The sequence below is a fragment of the Klebsiella sp. BIGb0132 genome, assembly GCF_024810075.1.
Taxonomy (GTDB): domain Bacteria; phylum Pseudomonadota; class Gammaproteobacteria; order Enterobacterales; family Enterobacteriaceae; genus Klebsiella; species Klebsiella terrigena.
The window spans coordinates 156601-181685 of sequence record NZ_JANUDW010000002.1 but is presented as its reverse complement, the minus strand read 5'-3'; the positions used below and the strand labels follow the sequence as shown (position 1 = coordinate 181685).

The window sequence follows — 25085 nt, the reverse complement described above, 5'->3', positions numbered from 1 at the left end:
TTACTCTCCTTTCAGCACTTTCGCCGGTTCGACGCTTACCGCGCGCCGCACCGGAACAATGGCCGCCAGCAGGGCGACCAGTAAAGACAGCGCCAGGGTAATCGGCAGCACCGGCAGGCGCAGCGAGATACTGGCATTAAATACGGTCATGCCCAGCAGCTGCGCCAGCAGATAGCCGAGCACCCAGCCGCAGACCACCGCCGCCAGGGTGATAATGCTGGTTTCCAGCAGCATCTGGCGGATGATATCGCCGTTGCTGGCGCCCAGCGCCTTTTGCAGGGCAAACTCGCGGGCGCGTTCGCCCACGATCGCCATCAGCGTGGTGTTAACGCACAGCGACGACAGCGCGAGGATAACCAGCGAGACCAGCCCCATTAGCCCCTTGATTTTGTCCAGCACCTGGCCTTCGGAGGCCGAGACCTTGCGCACCGGGCGGATCTCGAGGTCGGGATACTGCTGCTGCAGCTGGCCGGCGTAGCGCTCCACCTGGCCGAGGTCGTTGCTGACGCTCAGCAGGCCGTGGCTGATAACGCCGGGCTTCTGCAGCCAGCCCTGGGCGACGTCGAGGCTGACGATCAGCATATTATCGGTGGCGTCGCCGGCCTCTACGATGCCCTTGACCAGCAGCTTTTTGCGCTGACTCCCCGCCACCAGCGTCAGGCTATCGCCGAGGCGCAGATCCAGGCGCTGCGCCAGCTTGACGCCGATCATCGCGTTGCGATCGTCAAAGCTGACGCCGATCCAACTGCCGCTCACCTGCCAGTAGGGCACCAGCTTTTGCAGCGATTCGAACCACACGCCGACCATCACCACCTTTTCCAGCTCGGTGCGCGCGGTGCCGTACAGCCACGGGCTGGCGCCGTGGATCAGCCCCGGCGGCGCGCCGTCGAGGATCGCCTGCAGCTCGGGCTGCGGCATGCTGGTGCCGTGCCCGGGGCCAATATAGAAGTTGGCGCCGAAGGTGCGCAGCTCTTCGCTCATTTTACTGTTAATGTCGAACCACACGGCAGAGAGCGCCGTGACGATGGTCGCCCCCACCGCCAGCGCGGCAAACACCACGCTCACCCGCTGCAGGCGCAGGCGCAGCGCCCGCCGCACCAGCAGCCACAGCATTTCGCGCTTAACGGCCATACAGCACCTCCACGGGATAAAGACGGGCGATGCGCCGCGCCGGGAACCAGGTGCCGATTAACGCAATCAGCACCGCAATCACCAGCACGCAGGGAACCACCACCCAGGCAAAATTAAGCGGCGTGGCGAACAGCATCAGGCCAATCACCTTAGCCAGCCCCCATCCCGCCATGCAGCCAAGCGCCCCGCCCGCGAGGCCGCCGAGCGCCGCCTCGAGATAGAACAGCAGCAGGATTTGCCACTGCCGCGCGCCGAGCGCTTTCATCAGGCCGATCTCCTTCGCCCGCTCCATGATGGTGCTGGTCATCAGCGAGGCGATCCCCATCGCGGCGGCGGCCAGCGCCGCCAGGGTCACTACCGCCATCAGCAGCTGAATTTTATCGATAACCACCCCTTCCGAGGCGGCAACCTGCCACACCGGCCGCACCTGGGCGCCGGAGATCGCCTCCTCCAGCTGGTGGGCAATGGAGGAGACGTAGGCCGTGCAGTACCACAGGTCGTACTCTTCGGCGTTTAGCGCCTCGAGATTCTCGCGCGCCCGGCGCGAGAGCTCGTTCTCCGGCACCGTCAGCGCCGAGACGCGGATCGCCTGCACTTTCCCCGCCAGGCCCAGCAGCTGCTGAACGACGCCCAGCGGCATCACCAGCTGATTATCTTCATCACCGCCGCTGGATAAAATGCCGCTCACCTCGACGGTCAGCGCGCGCCCCGCGGTCCGCAGCGTCAGGCGGTCGCCCGGCTTCCAGCCGGTGCTGCGCGCCAGCGCGTGGCCGACCAGGGTCTGCGTCAGCGGGCCCGGCGGCTCCTGCGGCCACTCCCCGGTAACCTGCCAGTAGGGGCTTACCGTACGCTGCCCGGTTTGGTAGCCCTCTTCATCCGGGATCGCCACCGGCTGGCTGAAGAAGGTCCCCAGAATCCGGATATCCCGGCCCTTGGCCTGCGCCTCGCCGCCGAGCATCGGGGCGAAGCCGACGATATTGTTGCGCCAGAAGATATCTTTAATATTGGGCAGCTCGGACTCATCGAGGAAGTCATCGCTGGCCAGCGGGTTGCTTTGCTCGCTGAACAGCGCCGGCAGCGCGGCCTGCCCCGCCGGCTCAATCAGGATATTGGCGCCGTAGGACTTCAGCTCGCGCGACATCTTGTCGCCGATGTCGATAGAGACCGCCAGCAGGGCCGAAATCAGGCTGGCGGCGAGAAAAACGGTCAGCACCGCCAGCGCCTTGCGCCGCAGGTTGCGCCCCCATGAGCGGTAGATCATTCGCCACAGCATCGCTACTCCTCCTTCACCGCGTCGGCAACGAACTGCTCCGGCGCCTGGCGAAAACGGTCATAGTTGGCTTCGGAGGCGAAGAACCAGGTCTTACCGCCATAGCTGTATTTAAATTCGGCCGCGGTATTGGTCAGGCTTGAGCCGTCCACCGGGTCGGTAACCTTGATGGTTAGCACCGTCGAGAAGTAGTTCACTCCCGTCGCCAGCGCGCTGCCGGGGATCGTCAGCTCGGTTTCATCATTGCGCCAGCCGTCGATCGGCACCGGATTACAGCCGCCGGGTTTGCCAATCGACGGAATAAAAATGTGCACCCCGCAGGCGACGCAAATGACCTGGTTACCTTCCATCACGTACCCCTGATCGCCGCACAGCAGGCAGGCGTCAAACACCACGCCGAGGCGCAGCTTGTCGGGATAGCGGTTGATCACAAAAAAGCGCACCGCTTTACCGTCGTCCGCTATCCACACGAAGCGATGCAGCTTGCCGTCGCGCACCTGCGCCAGCGGAATATGCACCTGACCGTCGGCGGCGAGGGTCACCGGCTGCGCTTCGGATAGGCGCGGCGGCTGGGAGGCCACCTGCTCCCACCACAGCTGGCCGCCGATAATCACCAGCGCGCAGCCAACGGTGGTGAGCCACAGGCGGCCGGCGCCCCGGCGTTTGGCCAGCGCCAGGCGGCGGTCAATCGGCCGTTCGGCGGCCTTTACCGCCCGGGCGTAGCCGCGCAGCGTCGGGAGCCAGAACAGGCTCATCAGCAGCAGTATGGCGCCGGCGGCCCAGCTGTAGAGCGCGGCATTGTTGGTCACTTTGGCGACAAAGCTCAGCAGCGGCTTCAGCAGCGGTACCACCTGCAGCTTCATCAACAGCAGCAGCAGGGTTCCGCCCAGCGGCAGCCACAGCAGCACCATCAGCAGCAGGGTCAGCGGCCAGTAGAGCCAGCGCATCCGCCGCAGGAGCATCGCGCAGAGCGCGGCGGCGAGGCAGAGCGTGGCCAGCGCGAGGAGGATCGCCGTCAGGTTCAGCAGCAGATCGGTATTCAGGACGTGAGTTGAGGTCAGGCCGCTCAGGTTCGGATCCAGCCCCCAGCGGCGGGCGGCGCCGGCAACGAGGATCCCCTGCCACAGGTAGCGAACCCGCTGCGACGCCCACCAGAAGCTGAGCAAAAACAGCAGCGAGAGCAGAATTTCAGCGCCGACGAGGATCAGCTGCAGCGACTGGCTACCGCGAACGAAGAACCCCGCCAGCAGGCCGACGGCCAGCGCCGCAAGCAGCGTCCAGGCTAGCGGGCGCAGCGCGGGAGCGTCGCCGCGTCCCCAGAGCACGGCGGACAGAAGCGCAATGCAGAAAAAGACCTGTAGCGTCGAGACAAAAAAATAGCTCATGACTTCAACTCGGTACGGCGGATAAATAACAGACCGCAGGATGGCCGGCGGGTCGTCCTGCGTAACAGCGGCGGCGTCCGTGGCCGCGAAAAATCGACTACGCCAGGCTTAGTTCAGGCCGACGTACTTAAACTCGTAGCTGACGTCAAACGGCTTCCACCAGCGGCCGACGCCGGTTTCGCTATCGGTATGGCGGTGCATCCCGGCTTTTGACGGCGGGTCGATGTGGTAGGTCACCTTATAGTTGCCAACGCCCATCATTTTGATATTGGCGCCGTAGTGCGGGCCGTCGCTGGCCACCATCGGCATAAAGGTGCCCTCCTGCTTCTCGCCGGTGTCGCTGTTGACCAGGGTATAGGCGATGGTCAGGTAAGGGATCCATTCCCCCGCGCCAAAGCCGTTTTTGCCCCCTTCCACCGCATGGATGTCGGCTTCCAGATGAATATCCGACTTCGCCGCCGGCAGCCCCATACCGCGCGGCTCCATATCGATCGGCTGGAGATAAACCGCCGCAATCTCCATCTCATTCATGGTCACCGGCTCGCCCGCCGGATACTCCTTAAAGGCCAGCGCCGCCGGGGCGGCAAAGATGCTGGCAACGGTGGCGCTGATAATCAGGGTCTGCTTAAAGTTCATCTGGCACATCCTCTCGTCTTAAAATTAAAAAAGTCAGAAGTTATTTTTTATATCTTCCGCCGGCGCCGGAGCGCGGCGGCGCATGATCCACAGCGCGGCCAGCGCCGCAATCAGCAATATCGCCTGCGGGATCAGGGTTTCAACGTAGGGATAGACGCCCAGCCAGCCGATTTCCGGCATGCCGCCGACCAGCGTCGGCTGGAAGAGCTTGCCCTCAACCAGCTCCAGCACCCCTTTGCCGGCAAAAACGAACGCCATCAGGTACATAAAGCCGCCGGTGAACAGGAAGAAGGGTTTTAGCGGCAGCCGCACCACCGAGTAGCGCATCACCAGCCAGGCCACCAGCAGCACCGCGCAGCCGATGATAAACCCGCCGCCGATGGCGAGGTGTCCGCCAACGCCCTGGGCGTCGCCGAGCAGCGCGGCGTAAAACAGCACCGTTTCCGCACCTTCGCGATAGACCGCGAGGAAGCTGGTCAGCCACAGCCCGACCAGCGAGCCGCGCGAGAGCGAGTGGGAGAGTTTGCCCTCCAGCCAGGCTTGCCAGCGGCGGGCCTCAACTTTGGAGAGCAGCCAGTAGCTCATGAAGAACAGCATCACCACCGCAATCAGCATGGTAATCCCCTCCAGCAGCTCCCGGCTGGCGCCGGAGTTGGTGAACAGCAGCTGGAAGATAAACGCCGTCGCCACGCTGGCGACGAGGGCCACCACCACCGACTGGCGAATCAGCGGCAGCTTGTCGCGCTGGTCGTTTTTAATCAGATAGGCGACGATAGCCGCCACGATCAGCAGCGCCTCCAGCCCTTCGCGCACGATGATCATCAGGCTGTAGAGCAGCAGGCTCCAGCGGGTCTCTTCCCCCTCCCCGAGCAGGGAGACCGCCTTTTGCAGATCCTGCGCCAGGGCGGCGGCCTGTTCCGTCAGCTTCTCCTGCGGCTGGCCGGCCTTCATCAGGCTGACCATGCGGGTGAAATAGGCTTCAAGGGTGGTTTTGAACGCCGCGTCGCGGGAGCCGATTTTGTTCTCCATACCGCTGGCTTCGAAGCGGTCGAAGTAGCTATCCTGGATATCCTGAATGGCGCCCTCCGCTTCGCCGCGCTGATAGCGCGCCAGGGCGGCATCCATACTTTGGTTAATTCCCGCCGCCACGCTGGCCCAGTCGGCGTTCGGCGCGGAGGCCTCCGCCGCCGCCGGGTTAGCCTGCGGCCCGTCGTCGCGGGTGCCAGGCAGGCCGGGCAAAAGGTCCTCCAGATCCTGCAGCAGCGCGGTGACCTGATACGAAACGTCGTTCAGCCGTCCTGGCTGCGCGGTCAGCGCGATCAGCGCGGTAAACTGCTGGTTAATCGCCGCCGCGTCCTTCGCCGAACGATTCTGACGCACCGCGATTTCCATTTCCGAGTTTTTGAAACCCTGATAGTGCGCCTGCTGGATCTGCTGGCTGGCGAGGGAGTAGCGGCCGGCCTGATATTCGCTCACCGCCTGCGCCAGCCGGTCGTCGATGGTGCGAAAGCTCTCCTGCCACTGCGCCGCGATATCGTCCCGCGATAGGGCGGTATGCTGCTCCTCCGCCACCAGCCGATGCCCGCCGTCGAGTACCGGCTCGACTTCGCGCAGCGCCCGCTTCAGGCCGTCGATACGCGCCTGAACCGCGTCCAGCGGCTTACCCTCGGCAATCATCCGCCGAATGTCGCCGAAGGTGCTCTCCATCTCATAGCTTTTACGCGCCGAAATATTAATGCGAATCGGCCCTTCGAGGTTTTCAAACACTTCAAAGTAGGCGCTCTGCACCTCCCGACGCGCCTCGTCGTTTTTCTGCTGCTGATAGAGCTGCGCCGTTTTATCCAGCCGCTGCTCGATATCCGCGATGTAGGAAGCATAGTGGGCCTCCGCCAGCGCCGGGACGCTGAACAGGAGGCTAAGAAGCAGAGCCAGCAGGAGAGAACGAGGAGCAGCCATTACGCCTTCCATCGAAATTTAATGATAATAATTATCATTGGCATTTTTGCCGTCGATGTACATGACGCAGATCATTAAAATGTCAAACCGTGAAAATTTGTGTCAGATAGTGCAAAGAACGCAGGGCTAATCGCGCGCGGGTTCGGCGACTAATCGCGCCGGATCCTGCTGAATGCGCTGAAGAAACCTGCCGTAGCCCTGCGCCCCCATCCAGTAATTAATACTCTTCTCAACGCCGTTGGAGGTTAAGGTCGCCCCGCTGATGCCGTCAACCGTGTAATCATCGTGCCGACCATCGCTATTCTGCGTCACCTTCAGCGCCGGCTGGCCGCGCTCGTCGCGTACTTTTTTGCCCGCCCACTGCCTCAGCCACTGCGGGTCTTCCACCCTCGCGCCGAGCAGCGGCGTCTCGTTCTGCCGGTAGTACAGGAGATCTTTCACCGTGCGGCCGTCGGTGTCGATGGCTACCAGCGCATACATCATCGATTTCGCGCCCTTGCCGGAAACCGGCAGAATAATTTGTTGAATGGTTCCGTTGCTAGCGTGAACGAGGTAGATATCAACCAGGGCGCAGCGCTGCCTGATTTGCGCCGGATCGCCGGCCGCCGGCAGGCTGGCGCAGCGTTTTTGCGCCGCGCGGCCCTTGCCCGGCGCCAGCAGCTCGCCGCTATCGAGATTAAGCTGACGGACGCTAACCCGGCGCTGAAACTGCACCCTTAGCGCCTGCGGATCGCGCTGGCCGCTCTCATCGAGCCCGGCCACTTTGAGAACGGCGGCGGCGGTTTCATCGCCATCGGGTTCGGCAAAATTGTCTTTCTGCAGTAAAAAATAACCGCCGGCGGCGGCAAAAAATAAAACACAAAAAAACATCAAAGTTAAAACAATAATTTTACGTTTCGCCATGATCTTATTATCCCCGTGAGCCGATGTGTGTTGACCACTACCTGCGATATAGCTTGCAATTATTTTCGTCCCGCTGTCCAGCCCGATGTTGTCAGGCCTTTTTTGGCTAAATAAAGCGTTTAGCCGCGAAATAATTCATCTATGGCAGGCGGCGTAAATATATTTTATACGCTCAATGAATATGCATTAATAAATTCAAAAATAACATTCAGCGCGCTGGGGAACTATTTTCTGGTGAAAAGAGGAGGCCCGTCATCCGGCCGGCAGAACGCCCGCCCGCGCGGGCGATTAAAATGCGTAAAAAAAACCGCCGGGCGCTGGTTTTTCTTAGGATTAATCTTATAATCGAAGGATAAAAATTCACCTGCCAGCAGTACCTTGAGAAAGGCGAAAAACATGCCCAGACCTACTGCGCTGTACGTTCCTCACGTTTTGAGCGCGGCGGATATCGCGCCGGAAGAGCGTTACCAGCAAATATCGCAAAACCTCGGCTGCTATGGGATAGAAGTGGCGAACAACCGCCGCCCCGCAGAGATTATTGCCACGCATAAGACTATATCCGCTATTTCCGGCGACTATTGTAGTGCGATGGGTTCGAAAAATCAGACCACCTTCGATCCGCATCGCGTCGAGGAGCAGTCGATCTATATTTCGCTGCTGGTGCAGGGACATCAGCTTATTAGCGGCAGAAAGAAATCCGTCTCCGCGCAGGTCAATCCCGGAATGCTGATTGTTCATCAGCGCAATGACTATTATCAGTATCAGTGCGACGACGTGAAGCAGCTCTATATCATTCCGCGCAGCGAGAAAATCAAAGAGGTTTTTAACGGCAGGCTCAATAGTCCGGTTGTTTCTCTGGAAAATCATCCTCTGGCGATGTTTCTGAAATCGCACATGATGCTGCTCGATAGCCATTCGGCGAGCCTGTCGCTAAAGGAGACGGCAACCGTTGTCGACGGTCTGCATAATATGGCGCTGCTGGTCCTGAGCGATATCGCGAAACAGCAGGGATTAATCTCTTCCGGCAAGCTGGGGCATCTGGTGAATAGCGCGAAATCGTTTATCGCCCTGCACTATCAGCAGCACGATCTCTCCCCTGATCTTCTGTCAAAAGCGCTCCACTGCTCGCGATCCAGCCTCGATCGCGCCTTCAACGAACAGGGAACCTCGGTTATGACGGTGCTTAAAGAGCGGCGTTTAGAGGCCGCGCGCGCGCTGCTGGAGAGCGCACCTCAGCTGCGGGTCGAGCAGATTTCGTGGCTCTGCGGGTTTATCAGCCATCCGTTATTTAGCAAAAGCTTCCGCGAGAAATATCACACATCGCCGAAGACCTGGCGCGAAAATTATCATAAAGCCGGTTAATAAGCCGCGGGCTTTGTGATTCAGCGCTGGCGAAACGATTTAAAACGCATTGCCCGGCGCTCTTTAATATAGCTAAGCAGGCTATAGACGGAAATACCCAGCAGGGCAACGGCGACGAGGGCTAAAATGATTGAGCTGATGTTCATTATGGTTTTCTCCATATCATTGAGAATATGATTTTTATCATAATGATTCTCACTCCGGCGACCAGTCCCGACAGCCTCAACTCTGTTCTCTGCCCCTCACGCCAGCACTCTCCATAAGGGCTTGATCTTCATCGGCATGGAGAGCAGCATGGATCGGCAAACATCACAAAATAACTACGCTAACCGCCCACCACAGGAGAGACTCAGTGCCTACCGGACATCGCTTTCAGGCTACGGATCTGCATCAGTTTGTCGTCGCCCTTTTCAGCCACCTCGGCAGCACCGCCAGCGAAGCGGCCCTCGTCGCCGACCATCTGATTGCCGCCAACCTCGCCGGCCACGATTCGCACGGCGTCGGGATGATCCCGAGCTACGTGCGCTCCCACGCCGCGGGGCATCTACAGCTTAACCGACATGCCAGCATTATGAAGGACGCCGGGGCGGTAGTGACCCTCGACGGTAACGCCGGGTTCGGGCAGGTTGTCGCCCACGAGGCGATGCAGATCGGTATCGAAAAGGCACAGCGGCACGGCATGGCCGCTGTCGCCCTGCGCAACGCCCACCATATCGGCCGCATAGGCTACTGGGCCGAGCAGTGCGCGGCGGCGGGCATGATCTCTATCCACTTCGTCAGCGTCGTTGGCGACCCGATGGTTGCGCCGTTTCGCGGGAAGGACAGCCGCTTCGGCACCAACCCGCTGTGCGTAGTATTCCCGCGCAGGGGCCAGCCGCCGCTGCTGCTGGACTACGCTACCAGCGCCATCGCCTTCGGCAAGACCCGCGTTGCCTGGCACAAGGGCGAAGCGGTGCCCGCCGGCTCGTTAATCGATGCCCACGGCGAGCCGACCAACGACCCGGCGGTGATGCAGACCTCGCCGCTGGGCGCGCTGCTGACCTTTGCCCAGCATAAAGGCTACGCCCTGGCGACGCTGTGCGAGATCCTCGGCGGCGCGGTATCCGGCGGGCAGACAACCCACCAGCAGAGCCTGCAAACCTGCGTTGACGCCATTTTCAACTGCATGACCACCATCATTCTGGACCCGGAAACCTTCGATGCTCCGCAGATGCAGAGCGAGACTGAAGCCTTTATCGACTGGTGTAAGCAGTCCCCGCACGAGGCGGACGCTCCGATTCTGGTGCCCGGCGAATGGGAGCAGGCCAACCGCGAGGAGCGTCTGGCGCGGGGTATTCCGCTTGACGAAGGCAGCTGGCAGGCCATCTGCAGCGCGGCGCAGGAGGCCGGTTTAGCCGCGCAAACCCTCGCCCACTTCCGGCAAAAAATGGCCTGATCCCCCGCCCTGCGCCCCTTCCGTCGCGCCGCCGGCCGGCGCGAGTCCGCCATCGCCGGGGCGTCGGGCCGGGCCGCTCGTCATCGTCATTAGTGACGACATCGCGACGACCCGGCATCCCCTGGTTTAATTCCTAATAAAAATCAATATGTTATTTTTTGGCACGCTTCCTGCTTAACAGCCACACCTGACGTCAGCATCGTGACGCAAGGACTCAATGACGATGGCAGGCCGGGCCCGGCCTGACCGACGATCTTCATTCACTGTTAACAGGTCTGTTACTGATGAAAAAAATCACGAGCGTTTGCCCTTACTGTGGGGCGGGTTGCAAACTTAAGCTGGTTGTCGAGAACGATAAAATTATCCGCGCCGAAGCCGCCGATGGGGTGACCAACCAAAACCAGCTGTGCCTCAAAGGCTATTACGGATGGGATTTCCTCAACGATACCCAGCTGCTCACCCCGCGCCTGAAGCAGCCGATGATTCGCTACCAAAAAGGCGGCAAGCTCACCCCGGTAACCTGGGATGAAGCGATCCGCTATACCGCCAAAAAGCTGCAGGCCATCAAGCAGCAGCACGGCCCGCGCGCCATTATGACCACCGGCTCATCGCGCGGTACGGGGAATGAAACCAACTATGTGATGCAGAAATTTGCCCGCGCGGTGCTCAACACCAACAACGTCGACTGCTGCGCCCGCGTGTGTCACGGGCCGTCGGTAGCCGGTCTCCAGCAGGCGCTGGGCAACGGCGCGATGAGCAACTCGATAAGCGATATTGAAAACTCGAAATGCCTGCTGGTCTTTGGCTACAACTGCGCGGATTCCCACCCGATCGTGGCCCGCAGGGTGATCAAAGCCCGCGAGAACGGAGCGAAGATCATCGTCTGCGACCCGCGGCGCATTGAAACCGCGCGCATTGCCGATCGTCACCTGCAGCTCAATAACGGCAGCAATATGGCGCTGGTCAACGCCTTTGCGCACGTGCTGCTCGAGGAAGACCTCTACAATCATGATTACGTCGATCGCTTTACCGAAGGCCTTGAGGCCTACCGGGAAGCGGTGCGGGACTACTCACCCGAGGCGGTTGAAGCGCTGACCGGGGTGCCGGCGCAGGAGGTGCGCCAGGCGATGCGAATGTTTGCCGCCGCGCCTTCGGCCACCATTATGTGGGGAATGGGCGTGACCCAGTTTGGCCAGGCGGTGGACGTGGTCAAAGGGCTGGCCAGCCTCGCGCTGCTCACCGGCAACCTCGGGCGCGAACACGTCGGCGTCGGCCCGGTACGCGGACAAAACAACGTCCAGGGCGCCTGCGACATGGGGGTTCTGCCGAACCTCTTCCCCGGTTATCAGGAGGTCACCGACCCGCAGGTGCGGGCTAAGTTTGCCGAGGCCTGGGGCATCGACCCGGCGCTGATGGACGATAAGGTCGGCACCCGCATCACCGAAGTGCCCCACAAGGCGCTGACCGGGGAGATCAAGGCCTACTACATCATGGGGGAAGATCCGCTGCAGACGGAGGCCGACCTCGGGCTGGTGCGCAAGGGGATCGAGGCGCTGGATTTCGTGGTGGTGCAGGATATCTTTATGACCAAAACCGCCGAGATAGCCGACGTGCTGCTGCCGGCGACCTCCTGGGGCGAACACGGCGGCGTGTTCACCTGCGCCGATCGCGGCTTCCAGCGCTTTGAAAAAGCGATCCCGGCGTCGGGAAACGTCAAGCGCGACTGGGAGATAATCAGCCTGCTGGCCAGCGAAATGGGCTACCCGATGCACTACGCGGATAACCAGCAAATCTGGGACGAAATACGCGAGCTATGCCCGCTGTTCTACGGCGTAACCTATGAAAAAATGGGCGACATGAACCACGTGCAGTGGCCCTGCCCGACGCTGGATCATCCGGGCACGCCGTGGCTTTATAAAGATAACCAGTTTGATACCCCGACGGGTAAAGGCCAGCTGTTCGCCGCGCCGTGGCGGGCCCCGGCAGAAACGCCGGATGCCGACTATCCGCTGGTGCTGTGCACGGTGCGCGAAGTCGGCCACTACTCGTGCCGCTCGATGACCGGCAACTGCGCGGCGCTGCAGTCGCTGGCCGACGAGCCGGGCCGGGTGCAGATTAGCCGCGCCGATGCGCAGCGGATGGGAATTGCCGACCGGCAGCTGGTGTGGGTCAGCTCGCGGCGCGGAAAGGTTATCACCCGCGCCGATATCAGCGATCGCATCAACAGCGGCGCCGTCTATATGACCTACCAGTGGTGGGTGGGGGCCTGCAATGAGCTAACCCAGGATAACCTCGACCCGATCTCGAAAACCCCGGAGACCAAGTACTGCGCGGTGAAGGTCGAGGCCATTGCCGATCAGCGCTGGGCGGAACAGTTTGCGCTCAGCGCCTACAACGAGATGAAAGCGCGCCTTAAAGCCGCGGCTAACGCCTAAAAGCATCAGGGGAGGCGCGCGCCTCCCCTGACGTGACGTTGTCACTGAAGGCGTCAGACTTCACCGGCCAGCGGCAGCAGTTTTTCCACCAGCGCCGTCCACATCAGCACCCCGGGTTCGATCAGATCGTCATTAAAATCATACCCGGCGTTATGCAGCGGTTTGGACGGCGTTTCGCCATCGGTACCGATCCAGAAATAGGCGCCGGGGCACGCTTCCAGCATGCAGGCAAAATCTTCAGAGGCCATTGACGGGCTGACCTCAGCGTTCACCGCCGACTCGCCCAGCGCGGCAATCGCCGCCTCGCGGACGCTCAGCGCCTGCGCCGGATGGTTCCTGGTGACCGGATAGCCCGGATACCAGAAAATCTCCCCCTGCACGTCAGAGACCTGCGGCTGCGTCTCCACGTAGCGCTCAATCAGCCCTTTTACCCGCTCGCGAACCGGGTTGCTCAGGCAGCGGAAGGTGCCGCGCAGCACCACTTTGTCCGGCAGGACGTTGATCGCCTCCCCGCCGCTAATCTGCGTAATGCTGACCACCGCCGACTCCTGCGGCGACAGGCGCCGCGATGGAATCGTCTGCAGCGCCATAATAAGCTGTGCGGCGGCGACGATCGGGTCGGCCCCGCTCTCCGGCATCGCCGCATGGCAGCTTTTGCCGGTCAGGGTGATTTCGAAGGCATCAAGGGAGGCCATCATCGCGCCGCTGTTGATCGCCACCTGCCCCAGCGGGATCCCCGGCCAGTTGTGCAGCGCGTAAATTGCGTCCATTGGAAACAGGGTAAACAGCCCCTCTTCGACCATTTTGCGCGCGCCGCCGAGGTTCTCCTCCGCCGGTTGAAAAACAAAATGCACCGTGCCGCGAAAGCGGCGGGTCCGCGCCAGATGCGCCGCCGCCGCCAGCAGCATCGCGGTATGGCCATCGTGGCCGCAGGCGTGCATCACGCCGGGATTGCGGGATTTGTAGCTGACCTCGCCGAGTTCGGTAATCGGCAGGGCGTCCATATCGGCGCGCAGGCCGATGACCGGGCCAGGACCGTTCTCCAGGGTCGCCACCACCCCCGTTCCCGCCAGCCCCGTATGCACCTGCAGGCCAAACGAGGCCAGCAGTTCGGCGACGCGACGGGAGGTTTTCTGTTCCTGATAGCCCAGTTCAGGGTAAGCATGAAAATCGCGTCGCCAGCGAATAGCCTCGGCGATGGATGAAGGCGATACTGCCATGTCGTACTCCTTTCCTGCACAGCATCAGCGCTGAGCGAGGGTTATTATCGGTATGCATTTTATCCATGCGCCCCGCGAGCGCCGGGCTGCTCTATGAGTTATATCCTTTCGCCAGCGCGCTGACAACTCTCGCTAAACCTCGGCCCGGCGGCCTTTGGCGAGCGGCGCGGCCCTCTTCTCAATTAATGGTAGCCATTTCAACGGTGACAGAAGCCATATGATTAACTAATATGCAGGGCTGTTGGCGATTCGCCAGATTATCCACCTGTTGACTTCCGTTATCGGGAATAAAATGTTTAACCCAGACCACAATCGCTTAGCGCCCACGCTGGCGATGATCATGGCCGCCTCGCTGGTAGGCTTTATCACCGGCTATACGGTGCCGCTTATCAGCCTGGAGCTGGCGCAGCAGCAAATTGATACCCTCTACGTTGGCCTGCTGGCCGCGCTGCCGCCGGCGGGCATGATGCTCTCCTCCTTCCTCTCGCCCGCGCTGTGCCGCCGCTTTGAGATGGGCGTACTGCTCAGCGCAAGCCTGATCCTGCTGGCCCTGGCGACGGTTGCCTCCTGCCTGACCGTCGATCTGCCGCAGCTCCTGCTGCCGCGCTTCCTGACCGGCCTCGCCTCGGGGGTGATTATCGTGCTGGGAGAGAGCTGGATAACCGGCGGGGCGGCGGGTAAAAATCGCGCCACGTTGACCGGGATTTACGCCTCGGCCTTTACCGGCTGCCAGCTGGCCGGGCCGCTGCTCATTTCCGCCGGCCCCGCCTATCAGTCATGGGCGCTGCTGGCGATCTGCGGCCTGACCGTCCTGTGCCTGCTTATGCTGCGCCACCTGCCGAGCGGCAGCCGTGAGAGCCTCGCCGGACGCGCCAGCTGGCGTAGCCTCGGCGCATTTTTGCCGGTTCTGGCCTCCGGCGTATTCTGCTTTTCCTTCTTCGATGCCAGCATCCTGGCGCTGCTGCCGCTGTACGGCATGGATAAGGGGCTAAACGAGTCGATGGCGGTGCTGCTGGTGACGGTGGTACTGACCGGCGACGCGCTGTTCCAGGCGCCGCTCGGCTGGATTGCCGATAAGTTTGGCATCCGCCGGGTGCACCTCAGCTGCGCGCTGGTGTTCTGCCTCGCCCTGCTGGCGCTGCCCTTCCTGCTCGGCTCGCGCATGCAGCTGCTCGTCGGCTGCCTGGTGCTCGGGGCGGCGGCGGGCGCGCTCTATACCCTGTCGCTGGTGCGCGCGGGTAAAACCTTCTCCGGGCAGAAGCTGATCATGATAAACGCGCTATTGGGCTTCTTCTGGTCGGCGGGCAGCGTTGCCGGGCCGGTGATCAGCAGCCTGGCGATCGGCGTTTCGGGATATGACGGTCTGATCGTCACCCTCTTCGCCAGCGGGCTGCTGTTCCTGCTGATTCAGGGATTAGGTAAAAACGAGAAGACGCTGCTGGCTAACGAGCGTGAAGTTTCGAACGATGAGGTTTCGGACGATGAGGTTAGCGAAGCGGCGCAGTAGCGCGCCGTTTCGCCTGCAGCAATACGATAAAGCGGCCCTGGCGGCCGCTTTTCTTATAGCACTTTGCTGAGGAACGCGGCGGTGCGCGGGTTGCTCGGGGCGCTAAAGATCTGCTCCGGCCGGCCCTGCTCCTGAATAATCCCACCGTCGATAAAGATAACCCGGTCGGCGACCTCGCGGGCAAAGCCCATTTCATGGGTCACAATGACCATCGTCATCCCTTCGCTGGCGAGATTTTTCATCACCGCCAGCACGTCGCCGACCAGCTCGGGGTCGAGCGCCGAGGTCGGCTCGTCGAACAGCATGATCGACGGCTCCATCGCCAGCGCGCGGGCAATCGCTACCCGCTGCTGCTGGCCGCCGGAGAGGCTGGAGGGCCAGGCGTCGCGCTTATCGCTTAATCCCACTTTTGCCAGCAGCTCTTCCGCCAGCGCAATCGCCGCCTGCCGGGCCATGCCGCGCAGGTTCATCGGCGCCATGATCAGGTTTTCCAGCACCGTCATATGCGGGAACAGGTTGAAGCGCTGAAAGACCATGCCGACGCTTTCACGCAGCTTGTTCAGGTCGGTGGTGCGGTCGTGGACGGCAAAGCCGTTGACCGCCACTTCGCCTTCGCTGACGGTTTCCAGCGCGTTCATGCAGCGCAGAAAGGTGCTTTTCCCCGACCCGGAGGGGCCGATGATGCACACCACTTCCTGCGGCTGAATATCGCAGCTGATGCCGCGCAGGACGTGGCTGTCACCGAAGCGCTTGTGCAGATTGTTAATGTGAATCACTTTTGCCAAACCTCTTTTCCAGACGGTTAACCAGCTGTGCCAGCAGGAAGGTAATCACCCAGTAGACCAGAGAGATCGTCAGGTAGGGTTCCCAGTAGGTGGCGTAGGCGCCGGAGACGGTACGCGCGGCGTAGGCCAGGTCGGCAAGGCCGATCGCCGACGCCAGCGAGGAGTCCTTAACGATAGCGATGGCGTTGTTGCCCAGCGGCGGCAGAATGCGGCGAAACGCCTGCGGCAGGATCACCTGGCGCATGGTTTTCCACCACGGCATCCCCAGCGCGCGGGAGGCTTCCATCTGCCCTTTGTCGATCGACTGAATGCCGGCGCGGAAAATTTCCGAGACGTAGGCCCCGGCGTTGAGCGTTATCGCCACCACGCAGGAGAGAAACGCGCCGTAGTTAGAGCGCAGCTCGCGGGCAAAGTCGGCGCTCATCACCCCGCCGGTGACCAGCAGGCCGTCGCGCGGGTTGATAAACAGCGGTACCAGCGCAAAGTGCACCACCATGATCTGCACAAACAGCGGCGTGCCGCGAAATGCGCTGACGTAGAAGCGTACCGGGAACTGAACCAGGTAGCGCAGGACGTATTTCCACACCCCGTGCTCGGCCTTCGCCATTCTTCCCAGCCCAAGGGTCAGACCCCACAGGGTGCCGAGGATCACGCAAATAATGGTGCATTTAATGGTCATCAAGGCGCCGTCCATAAACAGCGGACCGTACTCCTCGATGATCTCCCAACGGAATCCCGTCATAATCTTTCCCTAAAAAATACGGCTATCGTCAAAGCCGATAGCCGTGAGTAAGACAAAAAATAGATCTTATTGCGCTGGCAGCGTCGGGACGTTGTCGTCGAACCAGGTTTTGTAGATTTTGGCGTAGGTGCCGTCGGCGACAATTTTCTGCAGGCCGGCGTTGATTTTCGCCTGCAGCGCGCTGTTGCCCTTGGCTACGGCGATGCCGAAGTACTGGCGCTCAAACTTCGCGTCCGGCACCAGCTTGAACTGCTTCTCCGGGTGCTGCTTGATGTAGTATTTCACCACTCCAACGTCGCCTACCGCCGCGCTGACGCCATCTTCAAACAGCTCCTGCAGCATCAGCGGCGTATTGTCGAAGCGCTTAATGGCGGTGCTGTTTTTACCCAGCACGTCAGAAACCACGATATCGCCGGTGCTGGAGTTCACCACCCCAACCTTCTCGCTTTTCAGCGCCGCCAGCGAGGCCACCTTCGAATCCGACGGCACTACGATCGACTGCTCGGCCGGGAAATAAGGGGCGGAGAAATCCACCATCTGCTTACGCTTATCGGTAATGGTGATCCCGGAGATGATAATGTCGCGATCGCCGGTGTTGAGGGTCGCGAAGATCCCCTCCCACGGCGTGTTGACCAGCTTGATATCAAAGTTTTCTGCCTTAGCGATCGCTTTGATGATGTCGATATCAAAACCTTCCAGCTGCTTCTGGCTGTTTTCGTACTCAAACGGGCGATAGGTGCCGCCGGAACCGACAACGTAGGTTTCCTGCGCCGCCTGCGCGGTGCCAATCATTGCCGCCATCAGGCAGCACGCTTTCATCCACTTCTTAACCATGACAGATCCTTTTTATGCATTTATTTTGCATAAAAATACACACACTCAGCATGGCATGCAACCACAAACCTGCGCCGCGGTGATTTATCTGGCCGTTAGCTGCGCTTACCGCCGGATTTACCGATCGCTTTATGCAGTTCGTTGATGCGCTTCATCGATTTCATGGTTTTTTGCGGGGCGGTAGAGGCGACCGAGAGCACCATCATTTCCAGACACACCAGCACCGTTCCGTGCAGCGGCACCCGCCCGTTATCGCCGCCGCGCGGCACCTCGATAACCACCTGCGCCTCCTGGCTGAAGCGGGAGTCCACCGCCTGGGTCAGCAGAATGGTCGGAATACCGAGCCGCCGGGCCTCGCGCAGGGTGGTCATGCCTTCGCGGTGCGGCGATTTTTGCCCCATCATGATCAGCACGTCGCCGCGCTGCAGGCCGATCAGCTGTTCGGCGAGGCTAAAACCGGTGCGGTTAAGGACGTAGGAAGGCAGACCGATGCGGCTGAACAGCCTGGCGGTATACTCCGCCAGAATCCCCGACGCGCCGATGCCGAAAATCGCCACCTGCCGCGCGTCGGTGAGCAGTGCCACCGCCTGGGCGACCGCCGCGCGGTTGTCGGGGCGGGAGAGCACCTCGCAGGCGCGCTGGTGGCCCTCGAGCACAAAATCGATGCTCGAATTGACGTCGGTGGAGAGCGCATTGACCGTCGAGAGCATTTTCTCCGAGGAGGTAATCGACGGGCCGAACCAGCGCTCCATGGTCTGCTTCAGCTCACGCAGCCCGGCAAAGCCCAGCGCCTGAATAGCCCTGACCACCGTAGCGTCGGAGGTGTGGGTGGCGGTGGCAATCTCCATCGCCGTGCGCTCGAGCACCACCTCGCGGTTATCGTTGATATAGCTAACCACCGCCAGCAGGCGCGGCGACAGCTGATGCGCCCGGGCGCGAAAACGGTCGCCAAACAGGTCAACCCGCCCCTTCTCTCGTTTGGCCGGCGTTTTCATTTCAGCTCCGCCGGCAGCGGACGTCCGGCAATATGCGACTGCACTTCGGCCGCCATCAGGCTCAGGGCGGCGAAGGAGTTGGAAATCACGTCCTCGCGCGGCAGCAGGATATAGCGTCCGCTGCGGCAGGCGCGCATAAAGTCGCACCAGCCCGGCATCACGGTCTCCATCGCCTGCAGCTCGTCCTGCGGCTTACCGCCGGTATCGGAGCGCCAGGTCGCGAAAACGAAATCGGCATCCAGCTCCGGCAGCTGTTCGGCGCTGACGTCGATGCGTTGGCCGTCGGGAATACGCTCAATCAGCGGCGGAAAGCGAAAGCCGGCGTCGCGCAGCACGCGCCCCAGGGCGTGATAAGCGTGATGGACGGTCACTTTACCGCCGTTAGCCTGAATCACCGAGACGGTAATCTTCTGCGTATCGACCGCCGCCTTCAGCTGGGCAATCTGCTCCCGATAGCGCCGCTCGAGCACCGCCAGCCGCGCCTCGGAGCCGGTCAGCTGCGCCAGCTTAGCGTAAATGCGCGGCGCGCTGCCCTGCAGATGGTCGATGCTCACCGTCGGGGCTATCTTCTCCAGCTGTTCCACGGAGACGTGGCGGCTGGGCTCGGTAATAATCAGATCCGGCTTAGCCGCAGCCACGGCTTCGAGATCGATATCCGCGGTGCCGATAAACTGAATATCGCTGTTATCAAAATCGATGCCGGTAAGCTGGGCGCTGGAGCGCAGATAGTGGCTACCGTCGGGACGCGTACGCCCGTGGCTGGCGACCGGCGGCACGCCGAGCTCGATCAGCGGGATCGTGATATCCAGATCGTGCATCGAGACAATCCGCTGCGGATGCAGCGGAACGTTCACCACCCGACCTAAATCATCGGTAAATTTTTGCGTCTGACCCGCGGCGGCACTCGCGGTACCGGCCACGCAAAGCAGCAGAGGAACTAACCAACGCATAGCAATCCTTGAGAGTTACAGGGCATCACGACGACGCCAGAGCAGCAGAATAAAAAACGGACAGCCCACCAGGGCGATGACAATCCCGGCCGGGATTTGCAGCGGCGCAAAGGCCACCCGCCCGATGGTGTCGGTCACTAATACCAGCAGAGCGCCAATCAGCGCGCTACCGCACAGCAGAGAGACCTGGCCGCCGCGCAGCACAAAGCGCGCCATATGCGGCGCCATCAGGCCAACGAAGCCGAGGCTGCCCACGCAGGAGACGCTGGCGGAGGTCAGCAGCACCGGGGCAAAAAAGCGCAGCAGCGTCAGCTGCTGTAGCCGGACGCCGAGGCCAATAGCCGTGCGGTCGCCGAGCAGCGCCACGTCCGCCGCGCGGGCGGTAAGAAACAGGATCAGCGCGCCGGGCAGCGCCCAGCAGGCGGCGACCGCCAGCAGCGGCCAGGTCGCGGCGTGCAGGCTTCCCGCCAGCCAAATCATCGCCGTCTGCACGTCGCGGACGTCGGCGGTGGTCATAAAAATGCCCACCGCCGCGGCCAGCGTCCAGGAGACGCCGATACCGATCAGGATAAAGCGCGGCCGCGAGCAGTCGCGCGCCAGGGCCAGCACCAGCAGCGCCACCAGCACGCCGCCGGCCATTCCCGCCAGCGGCCGCCACGCCAGCGCCGTCGCCGGGAAGAACAGGATCAGCGCCAATACCACCACGCTGGCCCCCTCCTTGACGCCGATAAGCCCCGGGTCCGCCAGCCCGTTACGGGTGATGCTCTGCATCGCCGCGCCGGCCATCCCCAGCATCGCCCCGCACAGCAGCGCCATAAACAGCCGCGGCAGGCGGATATCGAACAGAATAAAGCGCTGCTGTCCGCTGAGGCTATCCGCATCCAGCAGCGCCCGCAGCACGGTCCCGGAAGGCAGCGGAAAGCTGCCGCGCGTCAGGCCAAACGCGCCGAGAATGGCGATCGCGGCGAGCAGCCCGGCGGCGCTCTTCAGCGCCGCCGGGCGCAGCAGAATATGACGACTCCCGGCAGCCAGCGGGCGGAATCCGGCACGACGTGCGGCGCTTTTCATTTAAAGAATCTCGCGGCAATAAAGATAAACAGCGGCGCGCCCACCAGGGCGGTCATCGCCCCGGTTGCCAGCTCCTGGGGCGCCACCAGGGTGCGCGCCGCAATATCCGCAAGCACCAGCACCAGGGCGCCAACCGGCGCCGCCAGCGGCAGCGCCAGGCGGATGTCTTCGGCGATCAGCCGCCGCACCACGTGCGGCACCACCAGGCCGACAAAGCCGATCGGCCCGGCAACGGCGACCGCCGAACCGCACAGCAGCGCGATGGCGGCGAGCCCCAGTAGCCGGGTTTGGGCAATTTTCACCCCCAGTCCGAGGGCAACCTTATCCCCCAAAGCCAGGACGTTAAGCCGCGGGGCGATGGTGAGCGCGATCAGCAGCCCGCCCAGCGCCGGGATCAGCGCCGCGCGCAGCGTTTGCCACTTCAGCCCGGCCAGATCGCCCGCCAGCCACGTGCGCATCGCCAGCAGCGTTTGTTCGTCCAGAATCAGGACCGCCGCGGTCACCGCCGACGCAAAGGCCGAGAGCGCCACCCCGCACAGGGTGATGCGCAGCGGCGTCATGCCGCCGCGTCCGGAGGAAGCCAGCAGCATCACGGCGCCAAACAGCAGCCCTGCGCCGCAGGCGGCGGTCAGCGGGCGGCCGAACGCCGCTTCGCCGAGGCCCAGCGCCGAGGTCGCCACCACCGCCAGCGACGCACCGGCATTGAGACCGAGAATATGCGGTTCGCCGAGCGGATTGCGGATCACCGTCTGCAGCAGCATGCCCGCGATGCCGAGCGCGGCGCCGGTAAGCAGCGCGGCGGCCAGGCGCACGAGGCGTAAATCGACGATAATCCGCTGGTCAAAACTGTGCGGATCGTAATGGAGCAGCGCCTGCAGTATGGTGGGCGGCGCAATCCAGCGCGCCCCCAGCCCCAGGTGCACCAGCGAGCCGCCGACCAGCAGCAGGGTCAGTAGCACAAGGGCCAGCCGCGGCCGGGCGCGTCGGCGCTGGAGCATCAGCGCGCTGGCGCTCATTGTCCGGCCGCCTGGCGGGCGCGAAAGGGCATAAAGAACGGTTTACCGGTTTGCGGGTTCAGCGACATCTGCACGTCAACGTCAAACACCGTTTTAATCAGCTCCGGCGTGCAGGTTTCATTTTCACCAATCACCCCGGCAATGCGCCCCTGCTTAAGAAATACCAGCGTATCGGCATAGTTCACCGCAAAGTTGAGGTCGTGCAGAACGGTGACCACCGTGCGCCCGTGTTCGCGGGTCAGGGTCTGCAGCAGCTCAAGAATATCGACCTGATAGCGCAGATCGAGCCAGGTGGTGGGTTCGTCGAGCAGAATGGTGGCGGTTTGCTGGGCCAGCGCCATCGCTATCCAGCAGCGCTGGCGCTGGCCGCCGGAGAGGCTGTCCACCGGCAGATGGGCGAACTCCGCGGTGCCGGTCAGCGCCAGCGCCTCCTCCACCGCCCGCTCGTCGTCGCTCGACCACTGGCGCATCAGCCCTTGCCAGGGATAGCGCCCGCGCGCCACCAGCTCGAAGACCGTCAATCCTTCCGGGGTGAGCGGCGACTGGGGCAGTATCCCCAGCCGGCGCGATACCGTCCGGGTGGGCAGCTCGTGGATAATCTCACCGTCAAGGCGCACGCAGCCGCCGAGCGGCTTGAGCATTCGGGCGATGGTCGATAGCAGGGTCGATTTCCCGGAGCCGTTGGCCCCGGCCAGTACCGTCATTTTGCCGTGGGGGATCGTCAGATTAATATCGTTGACGATAAGGGTCTGGCCGTATCCGGCCGACAGGGAATCCAGCACAATCCCCTGCTCTGCAGGCTTCACCCGCTGTGGCATAACTCGCTCCCGCACCGCAGCGGCGTGGCATTAGGCCCGCTCGGACTGCACTCAAACAAAAATACATCTCATTCTCTTTTGATCATGATGTGAATGAATGTAGTAGTCAATACTCTGTTTTACGCGCAACGAAAAGGCGCTACCCGTAGGCTGGCGTAGCGACACAACCTTAATTAAAGCCATTAAAAACAGAAAGATAAATACTACTTTCGCTGTCCATTCCGCCGTCAAAACGCCGCTTTCGCCGGCAGCGCTTTTTTATCTTACATAACGTTTACTACTACATTGCTACGTGATTGAATGATTCTCAATTACATATCTGAGCGCAAATTATAGCGGATAACGGATAGATAATATTTTTAAGGGCAATGATTTAATTGGCTTTTTCTGTCCGCAAAGGACGGATTCGTTCACGAGAAACAGACAAATGACGCAATCAACTGTCCCTTTCACGACATTGAAAGGGCGTGCACTTTTTTCACTGATTTTTTTGGGTTCCTTTACCTCTCCGGGGATTATCGCCGCGCAAACCGCGGCGGAAAAAGATAAAAATACCGCCGACGAAACCATCACGGTGGTGGCCGACGGCAGCCAGCAGAACGCCACCAGCGGCTATCAGCCCCTCAGCAGCGCGACCGCAACGCTGACCTCAATGCCGCTGCTGGATATCCCGCAGGTGGTTAACACCGTCAGCGATCGGGTGCTGGAAGATCAGCACGTCACCTCGCTTGACGAGGCGCTGTATAACGTCGCTAACGTCGTGCAGACCAATACCCTCGGCGGCACCCAGGACGCCTTTACCCGCCGCGGTTTCGGCGCCAACCGCGACGGTTCTATTATGACCAACGGGCTGCGCACCGTCCTGCCGCGCAGCTTCAACGCCGCCGCCGATCGCGTGGAGGTGCTGAAAGGCCCGGCCTCGACGCTGTACGGCATTCTCGATCCCGGCGGGTTGATTAACGTGGTGACCAAACGCCCGGAAAAAACCTTCGGCGGCTCGATTTCGGCGACCTCCACCAGCTTTGGCGGCGGCACCGGTCAGTTTGACGTCACCGGGCCCATCGACGGGACGCGCCTCGCGTACCGGGTCATCGGCGAATATCAGAATGAAGACTACTGGCGCAGCTTTGGCAAAGAGAAGAGCAGCTTTATCGCCCCTTCCCTGACCTGGTTTGGCGACCGCGCCACGGTCAACGTGGCCTACTCGCATCGCGACTACAGTACGCCGTTCGATCGCGGGACGATTTTCGATCTCAATACCAAAAAGGCGGTCAACGTCGATCGTAAAACTCGCTTCGACGAGCCATTTAATATTACCGACGGCTACTCCGATCTGGCGCAGATTAACGCCGAATACCGGCTTAACGAGGCCTGGACCGCCCGCTTTGACTACAGCTACAGCCAGGATCACTACAACGACGATCAGGCGCGGGTCATGGCCTATGATTCGGCCACCGGCGACCTGACCCGCCGCGTGGACGCCACCCACGGCTCAACCCAGAAGATGCACTCGACCCGTGCCGATCTGCAGGGCGACGTGGTGATTGGCGGTTTCTACAACGAGATCCTCAGCGGTATCGCCTACGAGAACTACGATCTGCTGCGCACCGACATGATCCGCTGTAAGAATACCAGGGGATTCAATATCTACAATCCGGTCTACGGCGCCGTCGATAAATGCACCAGCGTGTCGGCGTCCGACAGCGATCAGCGCATCCAGCAGGAGAGCTACGCCGCCTACGTGCAGGACGCGCTCTACCTCAACGACAGCTGGATCGCCGTCGCCGGCGTGCGCTACCAGTATTACACCCAGTACGCCGGCAAGGGGCGGCCGTTTAACGTCAATACCGACAGCAGCGACCAGAAGTGGACGCCGAAGTTTGGCCTGGTTTATAAGCTGACGCCGACCATTTCGCTGTTCGGTAACGTGGCGCAGTCGTTTATGCCGCAGTCGTCCATCGCCAGCTATATCGGCAACCTGCCGCCGGAAGAGTCCACCTCTTATGAGCTGGGCGCCAAGTTTGAGCTGTTCAGCGGCGTGACCGCCAATATCGCCCTGTTCGATATCGATAAACGCAACGTGCTGTACAACGAAACGGTCGGGGATGAAACCATTGCCAAAACGGCGGGCAAGGTGCGCTCGCGGGGCGTGGAGATGGACGTCGCCGGGTCGCTCACCGACAACCTGAGCATCATCGCCAGCTACGGCTATACCGACGCTAAGGTGCTCGACGATCCGGACTACGCCGGCAAGCCGATGCCGAACGTGCCAAAACATACCGGCTCGCTGTACATGACCTATGACGTGCATAACGTCTACGCCAGCAATACCCTGACCCTCGGCGCCGGGGGACACGCGGTCAGCAAGCGTTCCGCCACCAACGGCGCGGACTATTACCTGCCGGGGTACGGCGTCGCGGACGCGTTCGCCGCCTACAAGATGAAGCTGCAGTATCCGGTCACCCTGCAGGTTAACGTTAAGAACCTGTTCGATAAGACCTACTACACCTCTTCAATCGGTACCAACAACCTGGGCAACCAGATTGGCGACCCGCGCGAAGTGCAGTTTACGGTGAAGATGGACTTTTAAGCACCCGACGCTCTCCCGGCGCAGCGGAACGTTGCCGCCGGGAGAGA

General features: G+C 61.6%; 20 protein-coding genes and 1 pseudogene. 5 read left to right on the top strand and 16 right to left on the bottom strand.

What is annotated here, in order from left to right; genetic code table 11:
• The 6 genes from M2416_RS07695 to nqrC form a co-directional block, all read right to left on the bottom strand.
• A complete protein-coding gene (locus M2416_RS07695; RefSeq protein ID WP_259223082.1) occupies positions 1–1131 on the bottom strand; it encodes an ABC transporter permease in 1131 nt (376 codons plus the stop codon).
• Positions 1121–2404, bottom strand: a complete 1284-nt coding sequence (locus M2416_RS07690; protein ID WP_259223080.1) for an ABC transporter permease — start codon at positions 2402–2404, stop codon at positions 1121–1123. Before M2416_RS07690 ends, M2416_RS07695 begins: the two co-directional genes overlap by 11 nt.
• 2 nt (positions 2405–2406) lie before the next feature.
• Positions 2407–3786, bottom strand: a complete 1380-nt coding sequence (locus M2416_RS07685) for a Fe-S-containing protein (RefSeq protein WP_259223079.1) — start codon at positions 3784–3786, stop codon at positions 2407–2409.
• A gap of 108 nt (positions 3787–3894) precedes the next feature.
• Positions 3895–4422 carry an iron transporter gene (locus M2416_RS07680; RefSeq protein WP_123708245.1) on the bottom strand — a complete coding sequence of 176 codons (528 nt, stop codon included), beginning with the start codon at positions 4420–4422 and terminating at the stop codon, positions 3895–3897.
• 33 nt (positions 4423–4455) lie between these two features.
• Complete coding sequence (locus M2416_RS07675; protein WP_076947595.1) at positions 4456–6378, bottom strand: FTR1 family iron permease; 1923 nt, start codon at positions 6376–6378, stop codon at positions 4456–4458.
• A 126-nt stretch (positions 6379–6504) separates the two neighbouring features.
• Positions 6505–7281 (bottom strand): NADH:ubiquinone reductase (Na(+)-transporting) subunit C, encoded by a 777-nt coding sequence (nqrC, locus tag M2416_RS07670; RefSeq protein ID WP_259223074.1) that lies wholly within the window; start codon positions 7279–7281, stop codon positions 6505–6507.
• A gap of 396 nt (positions 7282–7677) precedes the next feature.
• On the opposite strand from nqrC, the gene M2416_RS07665 reads away from it, so the two are divergent.
• A complete protein-coding gene (locus M2416_RS07665) occupies positions 7678–8643 on the top strand; it encodes a helix-turn-helix domain-containing protein (protein ID WP_115192470.1) in 966 nt (321 codons plus the stop codon).
• Positions 8644–8663: 20 nt separating this feature from the next.
• Here M2416_RS07665 and M2416_RS07660 read toward each other — a convergent pair whose 3' ends face one another.
• On the bottom strand, positions 8664–8783 hold the full coding sequence (locus tag M2416_RS07660; RefSeq protein WP_139339464.1) for a small membrane protein: 120 nt from the start codon (positions 8781–8783) through the stop codon (positions 8664–8666).
• A 212-nt stretch (positions 8784–8995) separates the two neighbouring features.
• On the opposite strand from M2416_RS07660, the gene M2416_RS07655 reads away from it, so the two are divergent.
• Together M2416_RS07655 and fdhF are read left to right on the top strand one after the other, a co-directional pair.
• Positions 8996–10078: a malate/lactate/ureidoglycolate dehydrogenase gene (locus M2416_RS07655; RefSeq protein WP_259223073.1), complete on the top strand. Its 1083-nt coding sequence runs from the start codon at positions 8996–8998 to the stop codon at positions 10076–10078.
• A 284-nt stretch (positions 10079–10362) separates the two neighbouring features.
• Positions 10363–12513, top strand: coding sequence for a formate dehydrogenase subunit alpha (gene fdhF / locus M2416_RS07650; protein ID WP_259223071.1), 2151 nt, complete (start codon positions 10363–10365; stop codon positions 12511–12513).
• A gap of 53 nt (positions 12514–12566) precedes the next feature.
• Here the strand turns inward: fdhF and M2416_RS07645 are convergent, their stop codons facing one another.
• A complete protein-coding gene (locus tag M2416_RS07645) occupies positions 12567–13733 on the bottom strand; it encodes a M20 aminoacylase family protein (RefSeq protein ID WP_259223069.1) in 1167 nt (388 codons plus the stop codon).
• Positions 13734–14025: 292 nt separating this feature from the next.
• Here M2416_RS07645 and M2416_RS07640 point away from each other — a divergent pair, with 292 nt between their 5' ends.
• Positions 14026–15240 carry an MFS transporter gene (locus M2416_RS07640; RefSeq protein ID WP_259223068.1) on the top strand — a complete coding sequence of 405 codons (1215 nt, stop codon included), beginning with the start codon at positions 14026–14028 and terminating at the stop codon, positions 15238–15240.
• A gap of 53 nt (positions 15241–15293) precedes the next feature.
• Here the strand turns inward: M2416_RS07640 and M2416_RS07635 are convergent, their stop codons facing one another.
• From M2416_RS07635 to M2416_RS07600, 8 genes and pseudogenes are all read right to left on the bottom strand, one after another.
• Entirely contained in the window at positions 15294–16016 is a 723-nt protein-coding gene (locus M2416_RS07635; protein ID WP_259223958.1) for an amino acid ABC transporter ATP-binding protein, read from the bottom strand.
• Entirely contained in the window at positions 16003–16767 is a 765-nt protein-coding gene (locus tag M2416_RS07630) for an amino acid ABC transporter permease (protein ID WP_041146000.1), read from the bottom strand. Before M2416_RS07630 ends, M2416_RS07635 begins: the two co-directional genes overlap by 14 nt.
• A 66-nt stretch (positions 16768–16833) precedes the next feature.
• Positions 16834–17601 carry a basic amino acid ABC transporter substrate-binding protein gene (locus M2416_RS07625; protein WP_259223066.1) on the bottom strand — a complete coding sequence of 256 codons (768 nt, stop codon included), beginning with the start codon at positions 17599–17601 and terminating at the stop codon, positions 16834–16836.
• A 95-nt stretch (positions 17602–17696) separates the two neighbouring features.
• Positions 17697–18596, bottom strand: a complete 900-nt coding sequence (locus tag M2416_RS07620; protein WP_076947602.1) for a MurR/RpiR family transcriptional regulator — start codon at positions 18594–18596, stop codon at positions 17697–17699.
• A pseudogene (locus M2416_RS07615) lies at positions 18593–19572 on the bottom strand (ABC transporter substrate-binding protein). Before M2416_RS07615 ends, M2416_RS07620 begins: the two are co-directional and overlap by 4 nt.
• Positions 19562–20614, bottom strand: a complete 1053-nt coding sequence (locus M2416_RS07610; protein WP_076947604.1) for a FecCD family ABC transporter permease — start codon at positions 20612–20614, stop codon at positions 19562–19564. Before M2416_RS07610 ends, M2416_RS07615 begins: the two are co-directional and overlap by 11 nt.
• The gene (locus tag M2416_RS07605; protein WP_259223063.1) at positions 20611–21630 is read right to left on the bottom strand and encodes a FecCD family ABC transporter permease; all 1020 of its coding nucleotides are present in this window, start codon (positions 21628–21630) and stop codon (positions 20611–20613) included. Before M2416_RS07605 ends, M2416_RS07610 begins: the two co-directional genes overlap by 4 nt.
• A complete protein-coding gene (locus M2416_RS07600) occupies positions 21627–22448 on the bottom strand; it encodes an ABC transporter ATP-binding protein (RefSeq protein ID WP_076947606.1) in 822 nt (273 codons plus the stop codon). Before M2416_RS07600 ends, M2416_RS07605 begins: the two co-directional genes overlap by 4 nt.
• Positions 22449–22875: 427 nt before the next feature.
• Here M2416_RS07600 and M2416_RS07595 point away from each other — a divergent pair, with 427 nt between their 5' ends.
• Entirely contained in the window at positions 22876–25038 is a 2163-nt protein-coding gene (locus M2416_RS07595) for a TonB-dependent siderophore receptor (RefSeq protein ID WP_148250957.1), read from the top strand.
• Positions 25039–25085 lie beyond the last annotated feature (47 nt).

What these genes read in the sequence shown, in the direction of transcription:
- M2416_RS07675 (WP_076947595.1), bottom strand. Translation starts at nt 6,378, where the DNA reads ATGGCTGCTCCTCGTTCTCTCCTGCTGGCTCTGCTTCTTAGCCTCCTG.
- M2416_RS07620 (WP_076947602.1), bottom strand. Translation starts at nt 18,596, where the DNA reads ATGAAAACGCCGGCCAAACGAGAGAAGGGGCGGGTTGACCTGTTTGGC.
- M2416_RS07680 (WP_123708245.1), bottom strand. Translation starts at nt 4,422, where the DNA reads ATGAACTTTAAGCAGACCCTGATTATCAGCGCCACCGTTGCCAGCATC.
- M2416_RS07610 (WP_076947604.1), bottom strand. Translation starts at nt 20,614, where the DNA reads ATGAAAAGCGCCGCACGTCGTGCCGGATTCCGCCCGCTGGCTGCCGGG.
- fdhF (WP_259223071.1), top strand. Translation starts at nt 10,363, where the DNA reads ATGAAAAAAATCACGAGCGTTTGCCCTTACTGTGGGGCGGGTTGCAAA.
- M2416_RS07630 (WP_041146000.1), bottom strand. Translation starts at nt 16,767, where the DNA reads ATGACGGGATTCCGTTGGGAGATCATCGAGGAGTACGGTCCGCTGTTT.
- M2416_RS07645 (WP_259223069.1), bottom strand. Translation starts at nt 13,733, where the DNA reads ATGGCAGTATCGCCTTCATCCATCGCCGAGGCTATTCGCTGGCGACGC.
- M2416_RS07595 (WP_148250957.1), top strand. Translation starts at nt 22,876, where the DNA reads ATGACGCAATCAACTGTCCCTTTCACGACATTGAAAGGGCGTGCACTT.
- M2416_RS07625 (WP_259223066.1), bottom strand. Translation starts at nt 17,601, where the DNA reads ATGGTTAAGAAGTGGATGAAAGCGTGCTGCCTGATGGCGGCAATGATT.
- M2416_RS07665 (WP_115192470.1), top strand. Translation starts at nt 7,678, where the DNA reads ATGCCCAGACCTACTGCGCTGTACGTTCCTCACGTTTTGAGCGCGGCG.
- M2416_RS07695 (WP_259223082.1), bottom strand. Translation starts at nt 1,131, where the DNA reads ATGGCCGTTAAGCGCGAAATGCTGTGGCTGCTGGTGCGGCGGGCGCTG.
- M2416_RS07600 (WP_076947606.1), bottom strand. Translation starts at nt 22,448, where the DNA reads ATGCCACAGCGGGTGAAGCCTGCAGAGCAGGGGATTGTGCTGGATTCC.
- M2416_RS07690 (WP_259223080.1), bottom strand. Translation starts at nt 2,404, where the DNA reads ATGCTGTGGCGAATGATCTACCGCTCATGGGGGCGCAACCTGCGGCGC.
- M2416_RS07640 (WP_259223068.1), top strand. Translation starts at nt 14,026, where the DNA reads ATGTTTAACCCAGACCACAATCGCTTAGCGCCCACGCTGGCGATGATC.
- M2416_RS07685 (WP_259223079.1), bottom strand. Translation starts at nt 3,786, where the DNA reads ATGAGCTATTTTTTTGTCTCGACGCTACAGGTCTTTTTCTGCATTGCG.
- nqrC (WP_259223074.1), bottom strand. Translation starts at nt 7,281, where the DNA reads ATGGCGAAACGTAAAATTATTGTTTTAACTTTGATGTTTTTTTGTGTT.
- M2416_RS07605 (WP_259223063.1), bottom strand. Translation starts at nt 21,630, where the DNA reads ATGAGCGCCAGCGCGCTGATGCTCCAGCGCCGACGCGCCCGGCCGCGG.